At 48.9% G+C, this 24,215-nt stretch carries 23 protein-coding genes and 1 riboswitch; of the genes, 16 read left to right on the top strand and 7 right to left on the bottom strand.

All coding sequences use genetic code 11. The features are described 5' to 3' along the window. The first annotated feature begins 118 nt into the window (after positions 1-118). From ACX9NY_RS20385 to ACX9NY_RS20370, 4 genes are all read left to right on the top strand, one after another. Positions 119-382, top strand: a complete 264-nt coding sequence (locus ACX9NY_RS20385) for a YneF family protein (RefSeq protein WP_017690778.1) — start codon at positions 119-121, stop codon at positions 380-382. Between the two features lie 113 nt (positions 383-495). Continuing rightward, positions 496-1,089: a GTP cyclohydrolase I FolE gene (gene folE, locus ACX9NY_RS20380; protein ID WP_339239415.1), complete on the top strand. Its 594-nt coding sequence runs from the start codon at positions 496-498 to the stop codon at positions 1,087-1,089. Between the two features lie 194 nt (positions 1,090-1,283). After that, on the top strand, positions 1,284-2,138 hold the full coding sequence (locus ACX9NY_RS20375) for a lipoate--protein ligase family protein (RefSeq protein ID WP_472474733.1): 855 nt from the start codon (positions 1,284-1,286) through the stop codon (positions 2,136-2,138). 70 nt (positions 2,139-2,208) lie between these two features. Further along, positions 2,209-2,433: a hypothetical protein gene (locus tag ACX9NY_RS20370; RefSeq protein ID WP_091039003.1), complete on the top strand. Its 225-nt coding sequence runs from the start codon at positions 2,209-2,211 to the stop codon at positions 2,431-2,433. Between the two features lie 152 nt (positions 2,434-2,585). Here ACX9NY_RS20370 and ACX9NY_RS20365 read toward each other — a convergent pair whose 3' ends face one another. Together ACX9NY_RS20365 and ACX9NY_RS20360 are read right to left on the bottom strand one after the other, a co-directional pair. Next, a complete protein-coding gene (locus ACX9NY_RS20365; protein ID WP_472474731.1) occupies positions 2,586-3,866 on the bottom strand; it encodes a Fe-Mn family superoxide dismutase in 1,281 nt (426 codons plus the stop codon). Positions 3,867-4,024: 158 nt separating this feature from the next. Continuing rightward, on the bottom strand, positions 4,025-5,050 hold the full coding sequence (locus ACX9NY_RS20360; RefSeq protein ID WP_472474729.1) for an alpha/beta hydrolase: 1,026 nt from the start codon (positions 5,048-5,050) through the stop codon (positions 4,025-4,027). Between the two features lie 359 nt (positions 5,051-5,409). On the opposite strand from ACX9NY_RS20360, the gene ACX9NY_RS20355 reads away from it, so the two are divergent. Beyond that, positions 5,410-6,153, top strand: coding sequence for an IclR family transcriptional regulator (locus ACX9NY_RS20355; protein ID WP_076216717.1), 744 nt, complete (start codon positions 5,410-5,412; stop codon positions 6,151-6,153). 148 nt (positions 6,154-6,301) lie between these two features. Next, positions 6,302-6,415: riboswitch (TPP riboswitch) on the top strand. Between the two features lie 420 nt (positions 6,416-6,835). Continuing rightward, complete coding sequence (thiC, locus tag ACX9NY_RS20350; RefSeq protein ID WP_472479359.1) at positions 6,836-8,620, top strand: phosphomethylpyrimidine synthase ThiC; 1,785 nt, start codon at positions 6,836-6,838, stop codon at positions 8,618-8,620. A 332-nt stretch (positions 8,621-8,952) separates the two neighbouring features. Here the strand turns inward: thiC and ACX9NY_RS20345 are convergent, their stop codons facing one another. The 4 genes from ACX9NY_RS20345 to ACX9NY_RS20330 form a co-directional block, all read right to left on the bottom strand. Then, a complete protein-coding gene (locus tag ACX9NY_RS20345; protein WP_472474727.1) occupies positions 8,953-9,642 on the bottom strand; it encodes an aspartate/glutamate racemase family protein in 690 nt (229 codons plus the stop codon). 177 nt (positions 9,643-9,819) lie between these two features. Then, positions 9,820-9,987 (bottom strand): hypothetical protein, encoded by a 168-nt coding sequence (locus ACX9NY_RS20340; protein WP_017690769.1) that lies wholly within the window; start codon positions 9,985-9,987, stop codon positions 9,820-9,822. Positions 9,988-10,442: 455 nt separating this feature from the next. Further along, complete coding sequence (locus ACX9NY_RS20335; RefSeq protein WP_472474725.1) at positions 10,443-11,261, bottom strand: zinc ribbon domain-containing protein; 819 nt, start codon at positions 11,259-11,261, stop codon at positions 10,443-10,445. An 81-nt stretch (positions 11,262-11,342) separates the two neighbouring features. After that, positions 11,343-12,293 (bottom strand): helix-turn-helix transcriptional regulator, encoded by a 951-nt coding sequence (locus tag ACX9NY_RS20330; RefSeq protein ID WP_472474723.1) that lies wholly within the window; start codon positions 12,291-12,293, stop codon positions 11,343-11,345. A 262-nt stretch (positions 12,294-12,555) separates the two neighbouring features. Between ACX9NY_RS20330 and ACX9NY_RS20325 the strand changes: the two genes are divergently transcribed. The 5 genes from ACX9NY_RS20325 (at position 12,556) to ACX9NY_RS20305 (ending at position 16,106) form a co-directional block, all read left to right on the top strand. Beyond that, positions 12,556-13,254, top strand: coding sequence for a response regulator transcription factor (locus ACX9NY_RS20325; protein ID WP_253429893.1), 699 nt, complete (start codon positions 12,556-12,558; stop codon positions 13,252-13,254). Beyond that, positions 13,247-14,335: a HAMP domain-containing sensor histidine kinase gene (locus ACX9NY_RS20320; RefSeq protein WP_342571778.1), complete on the top strand. Its 1,089-nt coding sequence runs from the start codon at positions 13,247-13,249 to the stop codon at positions 14,333-14,335. The genes ACX9NY_RS20325 and ACX9NY_RS20320 overlap by 8 nt, the downstream gene beginning before the upstream one ends. A gap of 99 nt (positions 14,336-14,434) precedes the next feature. Continuing rightward, positions 14,435-15,298, top strand: a complete 864-nt coding sequence (locus ACX9NY_RS20315; protein WP_342571779.1) for a M15 family metallopeptidase — start codon at positions 14,435-14,437, stop codon at positions 15,296-15,298. 28 nt (positions 15,299-15,326) lie between these two features. Beyond that, complete coding sequence (locus ACX9NY_RS20310; protein ID WP_472474720.1) at positions 15,327-15,884, top strand: VanZ family protein; 558 nt, start codon at positions 15,327-15,329, stop codon at positions 15,882-15,884. A 12-nt stretch (positions 15,885-15,896) separates the two neighbouring features. Next, complete coding sequence (locus ACX9NY_RS20305) at positions 15,897-16,106, top strand: hypothetical protein (protein ID WP_339304239.1); 210 nt, start codon at positions 15,897-15,899, stop codon at positions 16,104-16,106. A gap of 142 nt (positions 16,107-16,248) precedes the next feature. Here ACX9NY_RS20305 and acnA read toward each other — a convergent pair whose 3' ends face one another. Next, positions 16,249-18,963, bottom strand: coding sequence for an aconitate hydratase AcnA (acnA, locus tag ACX9NY_RS20300; protein WP_124118742.1), 2,715 nt, complete (start codon positions 18,961-18,963; stop codon positions 16,249-16,251). Positions 18,964-19,345: 382 nt separating this feature from the next. On the opposite strand from acnA, the gene ACX9NY_RS20295 reads away from it, so the two are divergent. The 5 genes from ACX9NY_RS20295 to ACX9NY_RS20275 all read left to right on the top strand — a co-directional run bounded on the left by ACX9NY_RS20295 (position 19,346) and on the right by ACX9NY_RS20275 (position 24,058). After that, the gene (locus ACX9NY_RS20295) at positions 19,346-20,344 is read left to right on the top strand and encodes an amidase domain-containing protein (protein ID WP_472474718.1); all 999 of its coding nucleotides are present in this window, start codon (positions 19,346-19,348) and stop codon (positions 20,342-20,344) included. A gap of 129 nt (positions 20,345-20,473) precedes the next feature. Continuing rightward, on the top strand, positions 20,474-21,574 hold the full coding sequence (locus ACX9NY_RS20290) for a D-alanine--D-alanine ligase (RefSeq protein WP_036614110.1): 1,101 nt from the start codon (positions 20,474-20,476) through the stop codon (positions 21,572-21,574). Positions 21,575-21,604: 30 nt separating this feature from the next. Beyond that, complete coding sequence (locus ACX9NY_RS20285) at positions 21,605-21,928, top strand: hypothetical protein (RefSeq protein WP_062837611.1); 324 nt, start codon at positions 21,605-21,607, stop codon at positions 21,926-21,928. 157 nt (positions 21,929-22,085) lie between these two features. Further along, entirely contained in the window at positions 22,086-23,087 is a 1,002-nt protein-coding gene (uvsE, locus tag ACX9NY_RS20280; protein WP_339239429.1) for a UV DNA damage repair endonuclease UvsE, read from the top strand. 107 nt (positions 23,088-23,194) lie between these two features. Continuing rightward, positions 23,195-24,058 (top strand): inositol monophosphatase family protein, encoded by an 864-nt coding sequence (locus tag ACX9NY_RS20275; protein WP_445252932.1) that lies wholly within the window; start codon positions 23,195-23,197, stop codon positions 24,056-24,058. Positions 24,059-24,215: the final 157 nt, after the last annotated feature.

Genomic DNA, 24,215 nt, shown 5'->3' with positions numbered 1-24,215 from the left:
AATGCTATGATACTTTCAGGAAATCCGGTCTGTGTCAGGTTTGCAACATATGCGCTTAACATCATGAATTGACACGGATTATCAGGCTTTTTAGAATGCATACAGAGGTGTCTAAGAGATGGATATTGTTATACCGATTATCACATTGATTGTTGGTCTGGTCGGGGGATTTTTCATCGGGGTGTTCTACTTGCGTAAACAACTCGAGAAAATGCAAAGCAATCCGGACATGCTTCAGAAAATGGCGAAGCAAATGGGCTACAACCTGAATGGCAAGCAAATGCAGCGTGCCCAGCAGATGATGAAGAATCAGCAGCCAGGAGCGAAAATGCCTCAGCCGCAACAGCATCCTGCGCGTAAAAGTTCGGGCCGCCGAAAATAATAGCAGGGAATGGCTGCTTAAAGTGCGTGTTCAAAAAAGTTGGGTTTTCAGTACCTGAAGCGGACTTTTTGAACAACCTCTTACAGTAGTGGTTCGAAAGGAGGCGTTCGGCAGTGGCTGGCGTTAAAGATTATGTGAATTCAAAAGTATCCGACAATCGGGAAAAGATCGAGTATCATGTAGAGCAGATCCTGAAATTGATCGGAGAAGATAGTACACGTGAAGGGCTGCTTGAAACGCCTGCACGTGTGACCCGAATGTATGAAGAAATTTTTGGTGGATATGAAGTAGATCCGCGCGATGTGCTCGGTGTCACGTTTGACGAGAATCATGAAGAACTGGTTATCGTCAAGGATATCGTCTACTACAGCCAGTGTGAGCACCATATGGCGCCGTTTTTCGGCAAAGTGCACATTGGGTATGTACCAAGCGGCAAGATCGTTGGTTTGAGCAAAATGGCTCGTCTGGTTGAAGCGGTAACACGTCGCCTGCAGGTTCAGGAACGTATTACTTCACAGATCGCTGACATTCTGACAGAAGCTGTCGAGCCTCATGGCGTGATGGTCGTGGTGGAAGGTGAGCACTTGTGCATGTGTTCCCGCGGCGTGAAGAAACCGGGAAGCAAGACGGTAACGTCTGCTGTACGTGGTTCTTTCCGTGAGAATCCGGCACAACGTGCAGAGTTCTTGTCTTTGGTAAAAGATTAAAATTCGGTACGTCCACTTCATGGACAAGCCGGATCAGTAGGTCCTTGTGGTTTTGGAAGCGGGAGCTTCTGAAGCCGCAGGATAGGATATAAATAAGCCGTGTTCCCAGGGGAACCGGCTTATTTATATATGGCGTTATCATTTCTATATATACTGAATACATACGAATTCGTTAAGCCGGAGGTAATGGAACGATGAGTGCATCTTCCCATTCAAGAGACCCGATACAGTCGGAAAAGAAACTACAAGCAGATAAACATGCTAGATTGCGCCTGCAAATCTGGGAGACACCACTCAAGCGACAAGGCAGTAGTGTACTCGACGCTTTTGCATGGGAAGAAGTCATGTGCAGACGGGTTGGGGCAGGGCATCTGCCAGTTGCACACATATGGCGACATCCAGATGCCTTTGTAGCCGGTCTGCGTGACCGCAGGTTGCCACGGGCTGTAGAAGCGATGGAACGGATAAGAAGCCAAGGGACAGCAGTCTGTGTTCGACCTTCCGGTGGAGCGGCCGTACCTCTGAATCCAGGGATAGTTAACGTGTCATTGATTCTGCCTAATCCCGGACATGCGATCAATATCCATGATGATTTTCGGGAGATGGCGTCAATTATTGCCGAGTCGCTAACGCCATGGTCGAACCAGGCGCAAACGGGTGAGGTCCAGGGTGCTTTTTGCCCCGGTGATTATGATGTCAGTGTAGGTGGGCTGAAATTCTGTGGTATTGCCCAGCGCAGACAGGCAAAGGCGTATATTATTACTGCTTTTATCATCGTGGAGGGGCAGGGAGATCAACTGGCAGCAGACGTGCGTCAATTCTATCAGCATGCATCAGGTGGAGCCAGTGAAGGATATCCTGATGTTCAGCCTGGCACGATGGCCAGTCTGAAGGAGTTGGCAGGTGTCCCTTCTGCCGCAGCCTATACCGCCTCATTGGTACGAACTCTGCGTGATCGCTATCCACAGGCGGAAGCCAGCAAAGTGCTTAGCGTTGGCTCTGAAGAAGTGCGTCTGACAGCTGAGCAGATGAAGCTGCGCTATGATTAGTTCTTGATAATCGGACTTGGAATTGGGTAATAGAGATGATATGATGTGATTTCGGAAGGAGAGTGTTAGGATGGAGACGTTGAGATATACGTACTTATATGAGGTTGTATCTACAGGCGAAAAGTCTGAGTTCAGCCAGATGGCAACAAGCAAGGAAGAGGCTGCTGCACTGATCGTTGCTCGTATCGCCGATCTGGAGTTTACCGATGAGGCAGATATCAAGCTGGGCGACCTGATCGCTATTAGCAAACAGGTTGGCGACAACTATGTAGCGTGCGAGGGCTGTGCTTCTTAAGTGAGCATAAGCATTTTGAAATAGAAAGTCTCTCAAAAGATAAGCAAGTCTCTATTACATGGGGCTTGCTTTTTTGTTTACACCAAAAAGAGATATCTTGCAGTCATTCGGCTGGAGATATCTCTTTTCATTCCATCTAACTAAGCTCAAGCTTAATAAGGCGGCCACAACAACTTGCGTGCTGTTTCGTAACGCTCGGCAACAGCCGGCCAGTAGACGACATTCCACCAATCCTCGATATACTTTTTGCGTTCATTCTGGTGTTTCAGATAGTAGGCATGTTCCCACACATCCAGCGGCAGGAGTGGAACGATATCGGACTGGGACAGGTTCTGGTGTTTTTCCGCCTGCAAAATCTCCAGACGATGTGCTCTCGGGCTCCAGACAAGCATCGCCCAGCCACTGCCTTCCACTTTGTTCGCAGCTTCCGTAAATTGATTCTTGAACGCTTCATAGCTTCCGAAATCCCGCTTGATCTGCTCTGCGAGCATACCGGAAGGTTTACCGCCGCCAGCAGGATTCATAATTGTCCAGAAGATCGTATGCAGGTAGTGGCCTGCCCCGTTGAAGGCGAGTTCACGTTCCCAATGCTTGATGAGTTCAAAGTTATTCTTTTTTCGCGATTCCGCCAGCTTCTTCTCTGCTACATTTAGTCCGTCCACATAAGATTGATGGTGTTTATCGTGATGGATACGCATCGTTAGTTCGTCAATATGTGGCTCCAGCGCATTGTACGCATAGGGAAGAGGGGGCAGTGTGTGCCCTCCAATGGGAACCGGCTTTTCTTTTACGGGAGGTGCAGTAGTGCTGGGCGTGGCTTGTGTTGTTCCGGTAGAAGGCACTTGAACGGTTGTGGATTGAATCTGCGCTGAAGTAGCAGGTGCGTTTACATTCCCTTCTTGAGAAATTGGAGCTTCTGAAGCTTGGCGATGGGTGGTTGCTGACCCTGACGTATGCAGTGCATTTTCCAGAAAAAGTGACGGCTCCAAATTTGTTTCTCGCAAGATGCCAGGTTGGCCAAGCGTATCCAATACGCCTAGAAAATACTCTGATTCGCGGATCAAATGCAAAATAAGTACTTTGGCAAGCGGAACAGCTTGCACCGCAGCACTTTGCTCCAGAAGAACATACAGCTGTTTGATGAACTCTCTCGATTGTTGCCGAGCAGCCGACACAAGTTGATCGATACAACGAACGATGTAGGGAGCAGGTGGATGGGTTGCGGGCAATAGTTGTTTTAACAGCTGATTCGCTACTCGCTCACTGTTCGCAAAGGTAGCCTCCCATTCCTCCAGCAGCTTGACGTATGGGGGCTCCAGATCGGGCACCAGTGCACGAATGACGAGTGTATGTTCTTTCTCCTGCTCTTTCCAGAAACGGATTTCTTCCAAGGTCCGCAGAGGTAGCAGGTGACCATATCCATCCCAGTTCATATATGGTGGGCCTCCTTCAGTTGAATTTCATCGCATATGTAGACCGTTGCTTCATGCGTCCCAAGAGTATATTCCGCCGGGCTGTTGTCCTATGAGTGCAAAAAAAGAGCCCCTGAGGGGCTCAAGAATCAACGGGAAATTCGATGATTGAAGTTTGATTATTCTCCACTATTCGTGTTCTGCACATCGTCACTGCTTGTTTTCGTTACATGACTCAGGAAAGTCGAGACACGGCGCAGATATTCCTTTGGATGCTCCCGGAAGATCAACTCATGGTGTGCATCCTGGACGATCCATACATCCGAGTACGGATTGGTCTGGTTGGCGGCGAGCTGTTCTGCAATCGGGTAAGGCGCCTTCTCATCTTCCGTACCATGAATGAAGAAAATCGGGAACGGATAATCTTCCTTTTTCACTTCCTGGTACGGAATCTGCTGCAATCCGGTACCATTCAGAACAGGGAACAACAGTTTCATGATCTCCAGTGTAGGCTGACGCGGGAGATCGATCTGGTTATGAATGTTGTGGTACAGCGTATCCGGCTCAAGCAGGAACGTACTGTCCAGAATCATCGCATCCACTTCCTGTGTAATCAGTCCGGTTTGAAGCGCCGTACCGGCACCCATGGAGAAACCCCAGACTACCAGTTCCTGCGCACCGCGCTGCTTGGCGAACTGGATGGCACCCAGCAATTGCTGTGACTCAGCCTTGCCACCTGTGGCTACAGCTTTGTTCACCTGTGAGGCGAAGCCATAATCGAACATGACCACATTGAAGCCAAGTTGATGGGCATAGTGTGCCAGGTCATACATGGGTACCCATGTTTCTTCACGATTGGCACCATAGCCGTGACTGAAAATAATCGTTTTGCTTGCGGCATTGTCAGCAGGGATATACCATCCTTGCATTGTCCGGCTGCCATCTGCTGCCGGGAACGTGATGTCTTCGTACTTCATATTCTTGGCCTGCACCGGATTGGAGAAGACAGGCGCTACAGTCGGGTTGGATAATACCCATGCGATGTAACCATGCAGTGCAATAAAACAAAACAATAGAAAAAATACAACGGAGAGCAGCAGCGCTACGATAATATGTTTGAACCGAATCAGCCTCGGTGATAGGGAAGAGGGCAGATCGGACACTTTTGTTTGCAGCGGGGCTTCGCTCTGGGATGTTGGATACATGAATGCCCCTCCTTTGAAGTTCAGTTGAAGATAACAACGACATGAAAAGAGAATTGCGTTTATTTCAGAGCCTGCTTCAGAGCGATATCTTAATGTAATATATCTTTATCGTATGTTCCAATATAGTCAAAGTCAATTGATTGAGGGCATTTGTTACGCAATTGTTATATAGTTCTTAAGATATATGGGTAACATTACCTTAGTGTGTAAATTACAGGGGATTAAGTCTTATAAAAAGGAAAATTTTACACGTTGGTCTATTTCAATTTTGGCTCTTTTTGGTTTACAGATGAGACCGTTTCTCATATAATTTATGTAACCAAGTTTCATGTGATGAAACATGAGGAGGGCATTATGCCATGGAAGATCGCAAGTTAACCGTCCGGGCTGTGGAACGGGCGCTGGATATATTATTATGTTTTACCACACGCAGTGATCTGGGACTCACCGAGATTGCCAGCCAGATCGGCCTGCACAAAAGTACAGTGCACCGCTTGATGGCTACACTGGAGGATCGCGGGTTCGTAATCCGCGATGCAGCAACAGAGAAGTATCGACTAGGCATCCGAATCTGGGAGCTGTCGGCTCATATGTCCCGCAGTGATGATCCCGCTATTCTGTTGCTGCCTGCGATGGAGCGACTGAGAGATCGATTGGGGGAGACCGTGAGTCTGTACCTGCGTGATGGCAGTGAACGGATTCGGATTCAGGCGGTGCAAAGTGATCAGGCGATTCGCCGAGTTGCTCCCGTTGGTGTTAGACTTCCGCTGTCTGTTGGCGCATCCAGCAAAGTCTTGATGGCGTTTGCCACGGATGAGGATCGTGAGGAACTGATGAACGGGCCGGAATGGCCGGTGTTTATTGATCCGGCGGTGTATTTGGCGCAAATGGGAGATATCCGGGATAACGGATATGCGACGAGTTATGAGGAGCGTGAGCCGGGAGCTGCAGCGGTATCTGTACCGATTATGGATCGCCGAGGCAATATTGCAGCTGCTCTCTCGGTCTCAGGGCCTGTCAGCCGACTTTCGCAGGAGACTTTGCACGAATACGCACCTGTGCTAAAGGAAGCTGCTACGCAGATGGGGCTCATGTTATCCTGATATTGATGTAAGGTTTTTCTCCAATTGGGTTGGTGTTCTGGAATATAAAGGTTGTTTTTATGTTCCGGTTGCGCTACTCTGTAATGGACGGCCCATCGGGGTCAGCTTCATTGAATATGAACAGCGGCTTATGTATGCCGCAACTTGTTAACGTTACTGGGGGAGTCCGAATTGTCCGGACTGAGACGGAATCGCATGAGATTCCGGACCCTTTGCACCTGATCTGGATCATACCAGCGTAGGGAAGTAATCGGCGATATGACCACAACCACCACATGTGTGACTCTTGCAGGACTCCGTTATGGAGCTGCAACCAGGAGCATTATTGGTGATGGACATTAAAGTCGGTTCCTTCGGGGGCCGGCTTTTTTATATACAGTGGACGGGCGAGATAATACACATTCCATGGACTGTTTTTTCAATAACCTGCAAAAGTGGGCTTGGAGAGAGAGCAGTCATTATAGATCCATGATCTGTGGTAACCTCCGTTCTGTCGTTAACTGTACATGAATAATGTCTCCCCCTTGGTCTGGTGTAGGATCGCTCTTTCTTCTCTGCGCTCTGCATGATTTGGGACAGGTGCATAAGCGAGCTGATGACGATGCCAACCAAACCAAGTGAACGAACACGGAGGAGGAGACGAGCAAACATGAGTACAGGAAATCAAACGGGACAACAAGCGATGGAACAGGAACATAACGGTCAGCAGGTGGAAAAGGAAACAGGAGCGGCTGGACGGGTTCAGCCCTTTCCGGGCAGCCGCAAAGTCTACATTCAGGGCTCACGGCCGGACATAGCTGTACCGGAGCGTGAGATAGCCCTTCATGACACGAATACTCCCCAAGGGGTGGAGCATAACGAACCGCTGCGTGTCTACGATACGAGCGGCCCCATGACCGATCCCGAATTCCAGATGGATATTCGGAAGGGATTACCCGCGCTCCGAAATCATTGGATTATGGAACGCGGTGATGTTGAAGCATATGAGGGCAGAGCCGTTCAACCTGAGGATAACGGACTAAAGCCCGGAGGGCGGAGAGCCGGGGCAGAGGAATACCCTGGATTTCGGGGACAACCACTGCGTGCTCTGGCTGGGCGCTGTGTCACCCAGATGCACTACGCAAGTCAGGGCGTCATTACACCAGAAATGGAGTATGCCGCTATCCGTGAAGGCGTGGAACCGGAATTTGTGCGGCAGGAGCTGGCAAGTGGACGGGCGATTCTGCCATCCAACATCAATCACCCAGAGAGTGAGCCGATGTTGATCGGTCGTCATTTTCACGTGAAGATCAATGCTAATATAGGTAACTCTGCCGTATCTTCCTCCATCGAGGAAGAGGTTGAGAAGATGACCTGGGCGGTACGATGGGGATCGGATACCGTGATGGATCTCTCGACAGGTAAAAACATTCATACCACCCGGGAATGGATCATCCGCAATTCACCTGTACCGATTGGTACGGTGCCGCTGTATCAGGCACTGGAGAAGGTGAATGGCGAAGCGGAAGCGCTGACCTGGGAATTGTACCGAGACACGCTCATTGAGCAGGCAGAGCAGGGCGTGGACTACTTTACGATTCATGCAGGTGTGCTGCTGCGTTATATCCCCATGACCGCCAAGCGGATGACAGGTATTGTATCCCGGGGCGGGTCCATTATGGCAGCATGGTGCCTTGCGCATCATCAGGAGAATTTTTTGTACACTCATTTCGAAGAAATCTGCGAGATTATGAAAAGGTATGATGTGGCGTTTTCGCTGGGAGATGGACTTCGTCCGGGCAGCATCTACGATGCGAATGACGAAGCTCAGATGGCGGAACTGGCTACGCTCGGGGAACTGACACAGATCGCGTGGAAGCATGATGTGCAGGTAATGATCGAAGGCCCGGGGCATGTACCGATGCACAAGATCAAGGAGAATGTGGACCTGCAGATGGAGATATGCCATGAGGCACCGTTCTACACACTTGGGCCACTGACGACCGATATTGCCCCGGGATACGATCACATTACGTCCGCCATTGGTGCGGCTATGATCGGCTGGTTTGGCACGTCGATGCTCTGTTACGTTACGCCAAAAGAACATCTGGGCTTGCCTAACAAGGATGATGTACGGGAAGGAGTCATCGCCTACAAGATCGCAGCTCATGCTGCCGATCTGGCGAAAGGTCATCCGCGTGCTCAGCGCCGGGATGATGCATTGTCCAAGGCACGCTTCGAGTTCCGCTGGCGGGATCAGTTTAACCTGTCACTTGACCCGGAACGGGCTTTATCCTACCATGATGAGACGCTGCCGGCAGAAGGGGCCAAAGAAGCTCATTTCTGCTCGATGTGCGGACCGAAGTTCTGTAGCATGCGCATTACGCAGGACATTCGTGCCTTTGCGGCGGATAAAGGATTGTCCGAGAATGAGGCTGTAGCAGCGGGCATGCAGGAAAAGGCTGAGGAATATCGGACACGCTCCTAGGCGCTGGTACAGCTTAAGCTGGGCAGTCTGAAATAGTGATAAAGCCGTTCTTCTCTGTCATTGCAGAGAAGGACGGCTTTTTTTGATTCAATGATATGATTTTAAACTCTATGAGCGCTCTCCGTGTTGTTCAAAACTAGCTTTGCGACTGTTCGTGGTCCATAGCTTATATAAAATGCCTGTGATAACAAATAGGAGGGCATCACTAAGTTTAGGGGCACCTCCGTATAGAAATGCAGAACAGGAAAAACCTACGATAAACAGAACAACAATATAGAGGAAATGCATATTAGTTCACCTCCTTAATTAGTGGTGTTAGTTAGTAAGTGAGTTCATTGCGGTGCTATGCCCAAATTCTTCTCCAAATGCGCCGCAAGCAATGCCAACGGACTATGGATCGCAATGCCTGTGTCTGCAGTAACCTGTGCAGCAGCGGGAGCCATAGACAGTTGAGCTGCCACTACCGTTTTACTCGGATACTGCTCAGCAATCTGCTGTAATCCCTCACGCACCGCTTCGAAATACCCTTGCTGATCTCCACGCATAATCAACTCAAATGTCCCAGGGATGCACACCGCTTCCGTCTGATATGTATTTGCAATGTAGGGATGCTCATTCTCATTCTCTTGCTGTAATGCCTGATTCAGCCGTGCCATCGTTCCTTCAATGGTTGCCGGGTTGGTGAAGGCTATGATGTAATCTCCTGGTACTTGCCGCATCTCCTGCAATAGCGGATCATCTATGCCGATCACAGGCACAGGGACCTCTGTGGCTTCCTGCTCCAGTACTGCCGCAAACAGGGTACACGTGACCAGAATGGCATCGGCATGACACTCGGCGATCCATCGGAGCGTCTGAGCTACTTTCTCGTGGATGACGACATCTGAAAAGTCAGCGTCATGTTTAAGACGATCCAGGCCTGGATCGACGTAATGCACCAATTCAACTTCATAAGCAGCGAGCGTCTCTTCAATTAAGGCGATGTTGGAATAGTGAGCGTGAAAACAACCGATGGTGTTCATGTGCTAAATCCCCTTTTACAGTTCGTATAATGTCATGGTAATCGTAGATATTTAAACCATTATAGAAACATGCCTGAGAACTGTACAGTTGTTTGCGATTCAACGCCAATAACCGTCCTCCCGCCAAGCTGCGGAAAGACGGTTCATAACCGGACTGGCAATCGTCCAGCTTTCATTTTATCTAAGGGAAGGAGAAGCATTTTTCTTCGCCATTTTTTGCTGTAAAATTTCATGAAAGGATAGACCTTGAGTGTTCTCATTCTCCTTTTTAGGAGCAGTGGTCGCCGTGTTGCGCGGATATTGGTGATGGTACGGGATCATTTGCTGAATAGGCATGCGGATCATCTTGGTTCCTCCTTTGAAGCATATTTGTGAATTATGTATTTCGACAGGTTACCCTGCCAGGTGCGCATATAGGTATATGTGACTTGTTAGACGAAATAGAAGAGTTTAAAGCGTAATTCCAATTGGATTGTAGTGATTTTACCCCGTATTCAGGAGATGTAAACGGTTTTAGGGAAATTCAGGAGTAAAGAACCTGATTTGAAAGGTTTTGTGTGGGAGGATGGAATCGGTTGTTATGTGAATAGTCCCAATTTTAAGGAAGTCAATGGTACCCGCTTATGAGGCATATTATCTGGTTGAATAGGTAGGTTACATGCTAACTAACTTGGTACTATAGGCGGTTGTATCACGGGAGGAACATCAAAAAAACTGCCGGGTGAACTCGGCAGCTTGCATGATATGCAGAAGGATGTGAGGAAAATTTGGATCCAGTCTGAGTTGATATAGTGTTGGTTTTATCTACTATCTCGAACGGCGATGTATATATCGACTTGTACATTTTCGGGATTCAGGCTGCGTTCATCATACAATTCAAAATCTCCGGTGAACGTACGATCACTTTGCTTCTCCCATGCCCATACGGCTCCCCAGGCTTCGTGAGCAACCTCTGCCATTGGTCCTTTTCTGGAAGTGAATACGGCGTAAGTTGCAGGCGGGAGCAGAATGTCGTCCAATCCTTCAGGCAATGATTCCTCCGAACTGATCTCATGCCCTACCAGTATGGTGTACTCTCCGTTTATGCCATCGGTATAATTCGTGTAACAGCCATAACGAGCAGCTTCGGGTGCAGGGAGATGCTCTGAGGCAAAATAATTGTTCCAGAGACCTTGGATACAGCCTTTGCCACTAATCTCAATGGCATTGGTTGTGCGGGCGGATATGCCGGCTAGGCGTTTGCCCGGAAGGGTGACATAACGAACGGGCTGGGCAGATAACGATTGAGTTGTTGTAACCTGACCCGGTATAGCAGAAGTGGCAGAGTTTGCAGCCGGAGATACTTCGTGTTGATCCGTTGTATTCGTGCGCCAACGTTTCAAAAAAGGAAGCTGATTACGCAGCATCGAACGAGCGGATTCCTCATCCATGCCCTCGTCCTTCAGAATGGCGGTGCACATCTCCGTCATGCCTTCAAGCGAGATTCCTGGCTGTGCAAACTTCCCATCCTTGTAACAATAGATACAGTACTCACGGGTTGTGCCTCCATCTGCCTCCGTTCCGAATTGGGCAGGGGTGGTGAGTGGCATGCCGCAGCTTTGACATACAGTAACGTTCATCTTTCATTCCTCCTTGGGTATATATGCAACTTCAACCTGAACATATTTGAAGTATACGGGGAGGAACTGGACAGCTGTCTGTCAGGTTTGAGCGGAGGTTTTATAATTTTGAACAATTTGTTCGGCTATACGGCACACATTATCCCGAATATGCAACGGTTCCAGCACCTCAACATCCGCCCCAAAGCCCAAGATGAAGCCGTACAGCCAGTTATCTTCTGGAAAAGCGACCTGGCTGATATAATAGCCGTTCCCGTCAGGCAATACATTTTCAATACCGAACCATTCCTCCGCAAGATGATGGACACGGGCATGGAATCTCAGGGTAATCCCAATCTGGTTGTCTGGCCGGCTCCATTCCTGCTGCCACGGCCGGTCTTGAAGGTTGATGGATTTTCGTTCAAAGTGCTCTGCAGCAAGAGAGACGTCTTTCATACGAACCAGCTTGAACATGCGGAATTCATTTCGTTCATGGCAAAAAGCATACAGATACCACGCGTGCCTCTTCAGTACAAGCGTGTGGGGTTCAACTGTACGATAGGTCTGTGCACCTTCGGCGCTGCAATAGGCAAAATAAATGCATTGAAGCTGATCAATTCCCTGATCAATAACTTTTAATTTCTGTTGTAGCGCTTCAGGGTGCGTCCACGTTGAATGATCCACGATGAATCGGTGCGTGCTGGCTTGAAAATCTTCATTTTTGGCTTCCGGAACGATACTGCTTAGCTTCTCCACCAGTAGTTCACGTGCAGCATTTGTATGTGAGGTGGATATGCTGCGCAGGGCAGTGACGATGGAAACAAGATCCTTGTCGGTTAACAGATTGCGATCCAGACGATACCCTTCCGCCAGACTGATGCCTCCGCTTGCTCCCTGATAGGTCACGACCGGAATCCCGGCTTGTCCCAATGTGTCGATATCCCGATAGATCGTCCGGATGGAAACTTCAAACATATCGGCCAGGTCTTTTGCCTGTAATCGCCCCCGGTTGATAAGCAGTACAACGATGGCTAACAAACGCTCCAGTTTCATAGCTACCTCTTCCTTTTTTTATTTGTGTTTATATAAATGAGCTATTTCTTTTACACTTGAACGGAGAGGACAGAAAAAACCTGGAGAAGCGAAGCGCTCGCCTAAAAGCTTTCTTCCAGAAAGCTGCTTCGGAAGCATACGCTATCACCGGATTTTCCCCTTTGGAAGAGGAAACATTGCTTTCAATTGTTTATCTTGTACTTATCTGTTAGATTCAAAGGTGTTATATTGCTCAGCATCCCATATAGGAGTGAAATAAGCAATGAAGCGAATTACGATTCTGATTGCGGACGATGAAGTAGAGATCGCGGATCTGGTGGCTTTACATTTACAAAAAGAAGGATATCATACCGTCAAGGCATCTGACGGACAGTCGGCACTACAGGCGATTCAGACACATGCCATTGATTTGGCCGTACTGGACATTATGATGCCGGGTATGGACGGGTACGAGGTGACTCGTAAAATACGGGAGCAGCATCATTTTCCGATCATTTTCCTGAGTGCCAAAACCTCGGACATGGATAAAATTACGGGGCTGGTGATGGGTGCCGATGATTATATGACCAAACCGTTTAACCCGATGGAGCTTGTAGCACGCGTGAATTCTCAATTGCGGCGCTCATTGCAATTCAGCCAGTCCACAGCGGCGGTTCAGCGCTCGATTCTGGAAAAGGGCGGACTTGTCATTGTACCGGAGCAGCATAGCGTGACGCTTTACGGTAAACCGCTGGAGTTAACACCGAAGGAATTTGATATTTTAGTGTTGCTTGCGAGCAATCCAAAACAGGTCTTTAGCGCAGAAAGTATTTTTGAAAAGGTATGGGGAGAGGCTTATTTCGAAAGTGGCAATACCGTTATGGTACATATTCGGACGCTGCGCAAGAAGCTCGGAGAAGATGTGGACAAGAACAAGTTTATCAAAACCATCTGGGGCGTGGGGTACACGTTCAATGACTAAACGCAGAAGCTTTCGCACAACGATGATTATGCTGGTCGGTCTGAGCATGCTGTCTTCTGGCGTCGTAACATTTATCGTGTACAGGCTGTTGCAGATGTATTATGCAGGGGTCAGGAGAGAAGATCCGCTTGCGGAATATCGTAATATCATGAGAAGTATTGGCGATCTATATGTTTTTATGCTGCTCTTCATCCCGCTTGCGATTTTGTTTTTCTACTTGTTTACAAGGCCCTATGTCACGTATTTCAAAGAGATTTCCGCAGGCATTAATCACTTGGCGAATGGAGACTTTCAGCATCGTGTACAGATTTCTTCGAAGGATGAGTTAGGTACGATTGCGGAGGATGTGAATCTGGCAAGTGAGAAGCTAAGGGAAGCGGTGGAACGAGGTGACTTTGCCGAGAACAGCAAAGACCAGCTCATCGTAAACCTTGCGCATGACCTGCGAACGCCGCTGACCTCTGTGCTTGGATATTTGGACCTGCTCATGAAGGATGATCAACTGACAGAGGAGCAAGTAAGACACTTTACATCGATTGCATTCACCAAATCACAGCGTCTGGAGAAGCTGATTGATGATTTGTTCGAAATTACCCGCATGAATTATGGCATGTTGCCTATAAACAAAACACGGCTGGATCTTAGCGAACTGCTGAAGCAGATGAACGAAGAGCTCTATCCTGTATTTGAAAAGAATCATCTGATTACCCGGTTGAAAATAGACACTGAACTTACCATCTCCGGTGATGGTGAGCTGCTGGCTCGTGTGTTCGAGAATCTGCTGATTAACGCTGCACGGCACGGCAAGGACGGCATGTACGTGGATATTAACGGATATCGTGATGCAGACCGGATCATTATTCAGGTGATTAACTATGGGGGACATATTCGTCCGGAGGAATTGCCACATATCTTCGATATGTATTACACAGGAGATCGTGCCCGAACCCCTCAAGAGGGTGGGACAGGCCTTGGCCTATTTATTGCCCGCAATATTGTAGAGCAGCATGACGGTACGATTTCGGCCCAGAGCGATGTGGTACGGACGCAATTCGAAGTTCGTTTGCCGGTATTCCAATAAGGTTCAACGTATAATTTAAGAAAAACTTTAAAATTGCCCTGCTTTTTCTTTAACTTGTTTTGTCTATCCTTGATGTATGAGTTAAAAGGAGGAACAAGCATGAAAAAGTGGGGCTTTTTAATATGTATCGTTTTGGTTGGATATATTGTTACACAATCACCGGGATGGCTTCAGCAGAAGAATGAGCTGCCCATCGAGATTCAGAATACGCGTGAAAATCCCGCAGGTTATACGGTATCCGTCACAGGAAATATTCAGGATCAGGTACATAAGGGCAATTTGTTACTGGTTAATAAGCAATACCCCGTTTACGAGGAGGGGGTTAGATCCGATATTGTATATGTGGCGGATGAGGATGATCTGCTTCGTGGATATGGAATAATGGATCGGAAAATCATGTTATCCCGACTGGTGGCGCAGGAGTTTCAGAAGATGGTTGAGGCAGCAGGGGAAGAGGGAGTTCGATATTTTCTCATGAGCAGTGGGTACAGGGACTTTGAGAAGCAGGACGAGCTATATCAGGAAATGGGTTCAGACTATGCACTTCCTGCAGGTCACAGTGAGCATAATCTTGGCTTATCCCTCGATGTCGGTTCAAGTCTGGCTGCCATGAATGAAGCACCGGAGGGTGACTGGCTGGAGAAAAATGCATGGAAATATGGATTTATCTTGCGTTACCCGAAAGATAAAGTAAGCATCACGGGTATTCAATATGAACCATGGCACTTTCGGTATGTGGGGTTGCCCCACAGTGCGATCATGCATAAGAACAATCTGGTACTGGAGGAGTACCTAGATATGTTGAAGGAGAAGGAGAACATCTCTGTTGAAGTAGAGGATGAGACGTATCATATCCGCTATTATCGGGCCACTGGAGATACGACTGTTTACATACCTGAGCACGGCGAAACTGAAATATCGGGTGACAACATGGACGGAGTCATTGTCACCGTAAAGAAATAACAGGGCAACACAAGGGAGGCCAAACAACATGAAACACAACAACCAGAAGAAAAGCAAACATTACATCCTTTGGACTGCCGTGTTCATTATCTATTTATATCTGCTGACGAAGCTGATCCTGTTCAAAGGAAGTGCTGTCGACTTTGGCATCGTGAAGGTTCGACTGATGGCATTCTTGCAACAACCGGATCTGATTCATACGCGAACCGTCAACCTGACGCCATTTCAGGAAATTTCACGAGACTGGAACAGCTTGTCATCACATCGTCCAGGTACAGCTATCCATCTGGTAGGGAATGTTCTGGCTTTTATCCCACTGGGTATCTTCATTCCTGTTCTGACGGGCAACAAACTATTCTCTGGAATAAAGGTATTCCTGCTGTCCCTGCTGCTCAGTCTGGGCTATGAGATGACACAGTTAGTGACTGGCATGGGCATATTTGATGTGGATGACCTGATGCTTAACACGCTCGGCGGCTTGATTGGATATATCATTTTCACCATGGCCATTGGCCTGAAAAGGGTGTTGGTGGGAGGAGAATCCCGCGAGACGACGAAGTTAACCTCTAAGGAGAGTCACGTGTAAGGAGGGATTACGTTGATTATCATCGCGATACTGTTCATTAGTGTAGGGCTAATGTTTCTCGTGTATCCACACAAGGTAACGGATGCTTCGGAAAAACAGATTACGGAGCGATTGATCATGTCTAGATGGGTCGGAGGTTCGTTAATTGCTCTGTCGTGTCTGTTTCTGATCATGGGCACGATTCAACTGTTCGATCAAGCCTCACATCACATTGGGCATTAGCAGGTCGTTGAATTGAGAATTGATGATTTTAAAAGGTATGCCGATATGAAAAGCAAAGCAAAAAAAGCTCCCCATTCCTGTGCAGATTGCACATGGTGGGGAGCTTTTCTATATCATTTCATTACTTTAATGATTCATATCATTAAGCTTTTTTCATCATTTGACGCAATACGGTTTGCAGGATACCGCCGTTATGGTAGTAATCCACGTCAACCATACTGTCCAGACGAGCGATAACAGGGAAGTCGAACTGCGTACCGTCTTCACGAGTTACGGTAACTTTCAACTCTTGTCCTGGCTTCACATCATTGCTGAGACCCGTAATGTCATACGTTTCACGTCCGTTCAGACCAAGGCTGGACCAGCCGTGACCCTCTTGGAATTGCAATGGCATTACGCCCATGCCGACCAGGTTACTACGGTGAATCCGCTCGAAGCTTTCTGCGATAACGGCTTTGACGCCGAGCAGGAATGTACCTTTTGCCGCCCAGTCACGGGAGCTTCCTGTACCGTACTCTTTACCTGCGATAACGATCAGGTTCTGTCCTTCATCTTGATACTTCATGGAAGCATCGTAGATGGACATTTCTTCGTCCGTTGGCAGGTACTTCGTGATACCGCCCTCGGTGCCCGGAGCAACCTGGTTACGGATACGAATATTGGCGAACGTACCACGCATCATTACTTCATGGTTACCACGACGTGAGCCGTAGGAGTTGAAGTCTTTGCGCTCTACGCCATGCTCTTTCAAGTACAGTCCAGCCGGGCTGGATACCGCAATATTACCTGCTGGCGAGATATGGTCCGTTGTTACGGAATCCGCAAGCAATGCCATAACGCGTGCAGAACGGATATCTGCGATATCGTTCAACTTGTCGCCAAGTTCTTGGAAGAACGGAGGATTCTGAATGTACGTGGAATTTGGATCCCACTCGTACAATTCACCTTCCGGTACAGAGATTGCATTCCAACGCTCATTGGCTGTAAATACGTTCTCGTACTTGTTGCGGAACATCTGAGCGTTCAGGGAACTAGCAATGGTATCCTTGATTTCCTCGGAGCTAGGCCAGAGGTCTTTCAGGAATACAGGCTCATTGTTCGTATCATAACCGATTGGATCGGTTTCAAAGTCAATATTCACAGTACCTGCAAGTGCATATGCCACAACGAGTGGTGGAGATGCCAGGTAGTTGGCTTTAACCTGTGCGTGCACACGGCCTTCAAAGTTACGGTTACCGGACAATACAGCCGCAACGGTCATATCGTTCTCAGCAATCGCTTCGCTCACTTCGTCTGGAAGTGGGCCGGAGTTACCGATGCAAGTCGCACAGCCGTAGCCGGCAACGTTGAATCCGAGTTGGTCTAGATATGGAATCAGGCCTGCTTTTTCCAGGTACTCGGTAACAACAAGGGAACCTGGAGTCAGACTGCTTTTCACATATCCTGGCTTGGTCAGGCCGCGTTCAACTGCTTTTTTCGCCAGCAGTCCTGCTCCAACCATAACACTTGGATTCGAAGTATTCGTACAACTTGTGATCGCCGCGATCACAACAGCGCCTGCTTTCAGTTCACTGGTGGAACCGTTCGGGTGCTTGACAGGTACGGTTTGTTCGATTTTCTCATCGCTCAGCCCGTATCCGCCTTTATCTACAGGTGTACGGATGATGCTGTTGAAGCTTTCTTTCATTTGTGTCAGCTCGATGCGATCCTGTGGACGTTTTGGTCCTGCAAGACTTGGTACAACAGAGCCGAGATCCAGTTCAATCACATCTGTGAATTCAGGGTCAACGGTGCTGGAAGTACGGAACATGCCTTGAGCTTTGTAGTAAGCTTCAACCAACTCCACTTGCTCGTCAGGACGGCCAGTGCTGCGCAGATAGTTCAACGTTTCACTGTCGACAGGGAAGAAACCGATCGTTGCGCCGTACTCTGGTGCCATGTTGGCTACTGTTGCACGGTCAGCCAGACCGATGTTGGCAAGACCAGGTCCGTAGAACTCTACGAATTTACCAACAACGCCTTTTTTACGAAGCAACTGGGTAACTGTCAGTGCCAGATCCGTTGCTGTTGCGCCTTCACTCAGGCTGCCTGTCAGTTTGAAACCGATAACGTCCGGTGTTACAAAGTAAAGCGGTTGGCCCAGCATACCTGCTTCGGCCTCGATTCCACCAACACCCCAACCAACAACGCCAAGTCCGTTGATCATGGTGGTGTGGGAGTCAGTACCTACGAGGGAATCCGGGAATACAACGGTCTCGCCGTCAACAGTTTTCGTTGCTGCCACGGAAGCAAGATACTCCAGGTTAACCTGGTGAACGATCCCTGTGGATGGTGGAACTGCACGGAAGTTGTTGAATGCCGTTTGCGCCCAACGCAAGAAGCGGTAACGCTCTTCATTACGCTCGAACTCAACTTTGATATTGTAATCAAGTGCATCGTTGGTACCAAAAGCATCAACCATAACAGAGTGGTCGATAACGAGATCGACGGGTACGAGCGGGTTGATCTGTTTCGGATCGCCGCCTGCTTTTTTCACAGTATCACGCATTGCAGCGAGGTCAACGACAACCGGTACACCGGTGAAATCCTGCAGTACGATACGTGCAGGAATGAATGGAATTTCCTTGTTATTATCACGGCCATCTGCCCAGCCGGTCAGTTGTTTTACATGTTCTTCGGTAATGGCACGTCCGTCGAATTGACGAATTGCTGCTTCAAGCAACACTTTAATGGAGAAAGGGAGTCTGGAAAGATCGCCGTGGCCGTTTTCCTGAAGAGCATCGAGACTGTAGTAGCGGTAAGACTTGCCTCCAACCTCAAGACTGCGAGCGGCGGAGAAATGATTCTTTGCTGACATACATGTACCTCCTTGGGATGTGTCGGTGAGATGAAGAAAACGTTCATTTAGGTGAAGAACAGGCCTTCATCGTTCCGTGTTCTTGTTCGTTAGTTTCATCAGATGAAACGTAATTTCATAATCATGACTTTAGTATTAAGTATACCGTTTTCACCTCCGTACGTAAAGGTCTTTTTGCCTGATCAAGCAAGCATTTGGACCAATGAAGGCGTTTTCGTGAAGCAGGCAGGAATAAGATATCTCGTGTACCTGTATTTGCCGAATTTTGGACCTCCTTCCCGAGCCGTGTACATACAACTGGGGACCCTCTCATATGAATAGTAGGAGTTTATATACGCAATGAATATTCCGGACAGAACTCATGCCAAAGGGGGACATAGGCTTGGAACGGGAATGGAAGAGTGCCTTATATACTTACGTGAACCAGTACAATCGCTGTGAGATCGACTACCGTCCACAGACCAGCGAACGGATCGTTACCGATCCTGAATTCGTGGTGGAACGGGGAGAGCGTATGGCAAGGCTGGACGAATGGTATCGTAAGCGGCGCGCCGTGCCTCTTCGCAGCGAGACCAGCGCCAAGCTTGTGCGCACGCTTATGGATGGACAGGAAGAAGCCGTGGTGGATGTACAATTGTACAGCAGACTGTTCTATGAGAAGAGCGGTATTACCCACCGGGAGGACCGGATTGAGCGGGAGCGGTTAACCTTTCTGCGGCAGAGTGGTGGATGGATCATTGGACGGGTTGAGCGAGAAGTGCCGGAGCGTCGCCCTGCGGGGGAAGGGCGTCCGTTTCAACAAGCTGATTTTGTACAGGCGATGAATCGACCGCTGCTGAATCGGGAAGTGTTGGGTCAGGGAAGAAGCTCACGGCAACAAGCCTATCGCAGAGATTTGGTGGTTGCCTATGCGGATCGGTGGTGGAATGCGGGGAATCCGGCCTTTGAGGAATTTGATGTGGATTGCACCAATTACGTGTCCCAATGTCTCTTTGCAGGGGGCGCACCCATCCACTATACTGGTAGAAGAGAAGCCGGCTGGTGGTATAAGGGGTATGTGAACGGCTCCGAAATGTGGAGTTACAGCTGGGCAGTTTCCAACAGTCTGGAGCGTTATTTGTCAGGCAGCAGCTGGGGTCTGACCGCGACAGAAGTGGAGCGTCCTGAGCAGCTGATGCTCGGTGATGTTATTCTCTACGATTGGGATGGAGATGGACGATTTCAGCACAGCACCGTTGTGACCGCGTTTGATGCGGGTGGTATGCCGCTGGTCAACGCACACACGGTTAGCAGCCGTCACCGATTTTGGGATTACCGGGATTCTTACGCTTGGACGGAGCGGACGGTATACCGGCTTTTTCATATTTCAGATGAGTTTTGAACACGAAAGATTTTCGGGATGCGGTGACGCAGACATCCAGTTCCGTGTAAAATAAGACCAGATAACACAAGCAGAAAAACAAGGGTGCTGAGCATGACAGCATCAGGCACAGATAATCGGAGGGTACACATGAGTATGGATAAATTAAAAGTAGGCGTCGTGTACGGCGGAAAATCAGGCGAGCATGAGGTGTCGCTACAAACGGCGTTTGCTGTAACGAACGCATTTGATTACGAGAAGTATGAACTGGTTCCTTTTTATATCTCCAAGCAGGGGACGTGGAAAAAAGGACCTGTCATGCATGCGCCGTTCGCGCAGATTGAAGATTTGAAGCTGGAGCAATCGGCGGGTGGAACGCAGGATGCGCTGAACGCACTGTTTGGTCGATTGTATGGTGGAGCAGAAGCGCTGGACGTGATGTTCCCTCTGCTTCATGGTACGTTTGGCGAGGATGGCACCATTCAGGGCATGTTCGAGATGGCGGATATGCCTTATGTAGGTGCAGGCGTACTGGCTTCGGCTGGCGGCATGGACAAAGTGGTCATGAAAAAGCTGTTTGCACAGGCTGGCATTGACCAATGTGCCTTTACGTACTTTAATGCTACACAATGGAAGCAGACAGAGCACGAAATGATCGTACAGGTCGAAGATCAGCTGGGGTATCCTTGTTTTATCAAACCGGCCAATCTGGGCTCCAGTGTGGGCATCTCCAAAGCGCGTAACCGCGATGAGTTGAAGACAGCTGTCGAGTTCGCACTACGGTATGATACGAAGGTGGTCATTGAGGAGTTCGTTGAAGCACGTGAAGTTGAGGTTAGCGTGCTCGGCAATGACGAGCCAATGGCTTCCGTTCCAGGCGAGATCGTATCCTCCGGTGAGTATTATGACTATGCAGCCAAGTATATTGATGGTCAATCACAGATGCTGATCCCAGCTCCACTGGACCCGGAGGCCGCAGATCGCATTCGCGAGGCAGCTCTGCAGGCGTTCCGTGCGATTGAAGGTAACGGCATTTCACGTGCGGACTTCTTCATTCGGAAAAATGACGGCGCATTGCTTATTAATGAAGTGAACACCATGCCTGGTTTCACACCCTATAGCATGTATCCACTTCTTTGGCGTGAGACAGGTGTCTCGTATGCCGAATTGCTGGATCGCATGATTGAGCTGGCACTGGAGCGTTACAACCGCAAGCAGGCACTGAATTACGAGAACGGCGTACAGGCGTAGCCTGCAACCACAAGATCAGGAGGGATATGCATGGGATTTCAGACTGAATTCAATTCCGTATGCAAGTTCAAGAGTGAGCAGGAGCTGTTCGAACTGCTTGAATACGGACGCGGCAAAATGGTCAAACAGGGCTTCCGGGTATTTCCTACCGGCCAGAAAGTGATTGCATACACACCGGATAACGTGGCTGTAGCCATCGTGAAGATCGTGGTTTCCATTGCAGAGATCAACTTCCAGGGGCAAGAAGTAACCGAAGTGGAGATGCAACTGATCCGCAAACTGACGGAGGAAGAATCACGTATCCAGACCGCGCTTGCCGATGAGATGTTCTTTGGAGAACAAGCGCAGGAGTAGTGATTTTGACCGGGAATGCGGGTTGGATGGACTGATTTGCCAGAATACGATTATGGTCACTCTTTTAGGGTAAAACTTGGTTATATACAGTGACGGTACATCCTGACGGCTGAACATGCCGTGCAGGTTCTCCGCCCTAATAGAGAGGAAGAAATTCATGCTCGTACGCTTTGGTTACGTGGCCATGTCCGTGCTCATAGAGAATGCCTCGCCTTCCCGGACCATGACCATGTCGAGTTTTAACAAAATCGATGACAGGGAAGCAGCGATCCGCAAGCTCGAACGGATTGCAGCCGAGAACCTGCATAATACATTACGTTTGCTCAGGCACAACAAGGGCAGCCATATTCATGTATATCGCTTCTCTTCCAAATTGATTCCACTGGCAACACACGAGGATCTGAATGACTGGGACCCGTTCCCGGCTCTGAAGCAGGACTTTGCGGCCATAGGTGATTTTGTGAAGGAAAATCATATGCGTGTCTCCTTTCATCCGGATCATTTTACCGTACTTAGTACACCCCGTGAGCAAGTTCTGCGCAACTCGATTCGCGACCTTCGTCATCATGTTCGGATGCTGGATGCCATGGGGCTGAATGCCACTGCCAAGAACAATATACATATTGGTGGTGCATACGGGGACAAGCCTTCGGCGGCGCTTCGTTTTGAAGAAAATTTTTTGAAGCTGGATCGGGACATTCAGGAGCGGCTCACACTCGAAAATGATGACAAAACATTCAACGCACCCGAGACACTGGCCGTGTGCCAGCGCCTGGGATTACCCATGGTATTGGATATCCATCACCAGTGGGTGAACAACGAGGGAGAACAGCCATGGGATCTGTGGCCTGATATTTTGAAGACCTGGGAGTCACCGCTTGCCCAGGCAGATTCACCGGCTGATCAGCCATTGCCACCCAAAATTCATGTCTCCAGTCCGAAGAGTGAAAAGGATGTGCGAGGTCATGCGGATGGCGTGGAGGTAGAGCCTATGCTCGACTTCTTGCGTCATATCGCAGCAGACACCCCAAGGCTTGACGTGATGATTGAGGCCAAACGCAAGGATGAGGCTCTTGTGCAGCTGATGCAGAAGCTGGCATTCTATCACGAAGAAGGCGTGGAGTGGGTGGACGAGTCTACCGTCATCATTCATCCGTAGAGCCAAAAGGGGCTTGGGCAACGAGAAACTTTACGACCTGCGGGGCGTATACTTTTAACAAGTATTTCAACTTTTCGTAGATTGATATAGAAAGTAGAGTGAACGCTTTGAATGAGAAGGAAAAGATACCTTATGTCGTGACAAGCAAAAGCTATACTGCCGTTGCTATTAATGCAGCTTCCAAAGCTGGCGAATGGATCAAAAGCCGTCTTGGGACGGTAGCTGAACTTGGCACCAAATATTCACCCCAGGATCTGGTGACCGAAGTGGATAAAGGAGCGGAGCAGATGATCCGCCGCCTGATTCTTACGCATTTTCCCCACCATGCCATTCTGGGTGAAGAAGGCGTAGAACCGGGACCGGAAGCTTCGGCAAAAGCATTGAAAGAGGCCGAGGAAGAAGAGTTCCTGTGGATTGTTGATCCGGTGGATGGAACGACGAACTTCGTACACGGATTCCCGTTTTACTCGGTGTCTATCGCATTGGCTCATAATGGTGAAGTCATTGTCGGCGTGATCTACGACCCTTCCCGTGATGAAATGTTTGTTGCGGAAAAAGGTAAAGGAGCTTACGTTCACGGCAACAGGATGCAAGTATCTGGTGAACAGAATTTGGCTCAGAGCCTGATCGCGGTTGGATTCCCGGCAGACACAACCTTTGCGTTGCCACTGAATATGGCTGCTGTGCAGGCGCTGGCTCCGCAAGTTCGTAACTTGCGTGCAGGCGGATCTGCCGCTCTTCATCTGGCATATGTTGCCGCAGGGCGTCTCAGCGCCTACACCGAAGTTGGGTTGAAACCGTGGGATATTGCCGCAGGTGCGCTGTTGGTTGAAGAATCCGGCGGCAAGGTGACCGATACCATCGGAACACCTTATCAACTGTCAGTAAGTCATGTCGTTGCCAGCAATGGCAAAATCCATGATGCACTGACGGATGTGTTGAAGGAAGCGAAAGCAACGGGTCTGGAGTGAGTTTATTTAACTCATCGATGCTTTAATTATTTTTAATTGTACATTAACGGAGGGGACAGAAAGCATCTGAAGAAGCGGAGCTAAAAGCTTACTGAAAGAAAGCTGCTTCGTAAGCATATGCTACGCCTTTATCACCGGATTTCTACCTTGGAAAGGG

The organism is Paenibacillus sp. CB74, assembly GCF_055687625.1.
This window is presented reverse-complemented; position numbering and strand designations above follow the sequence as displayed.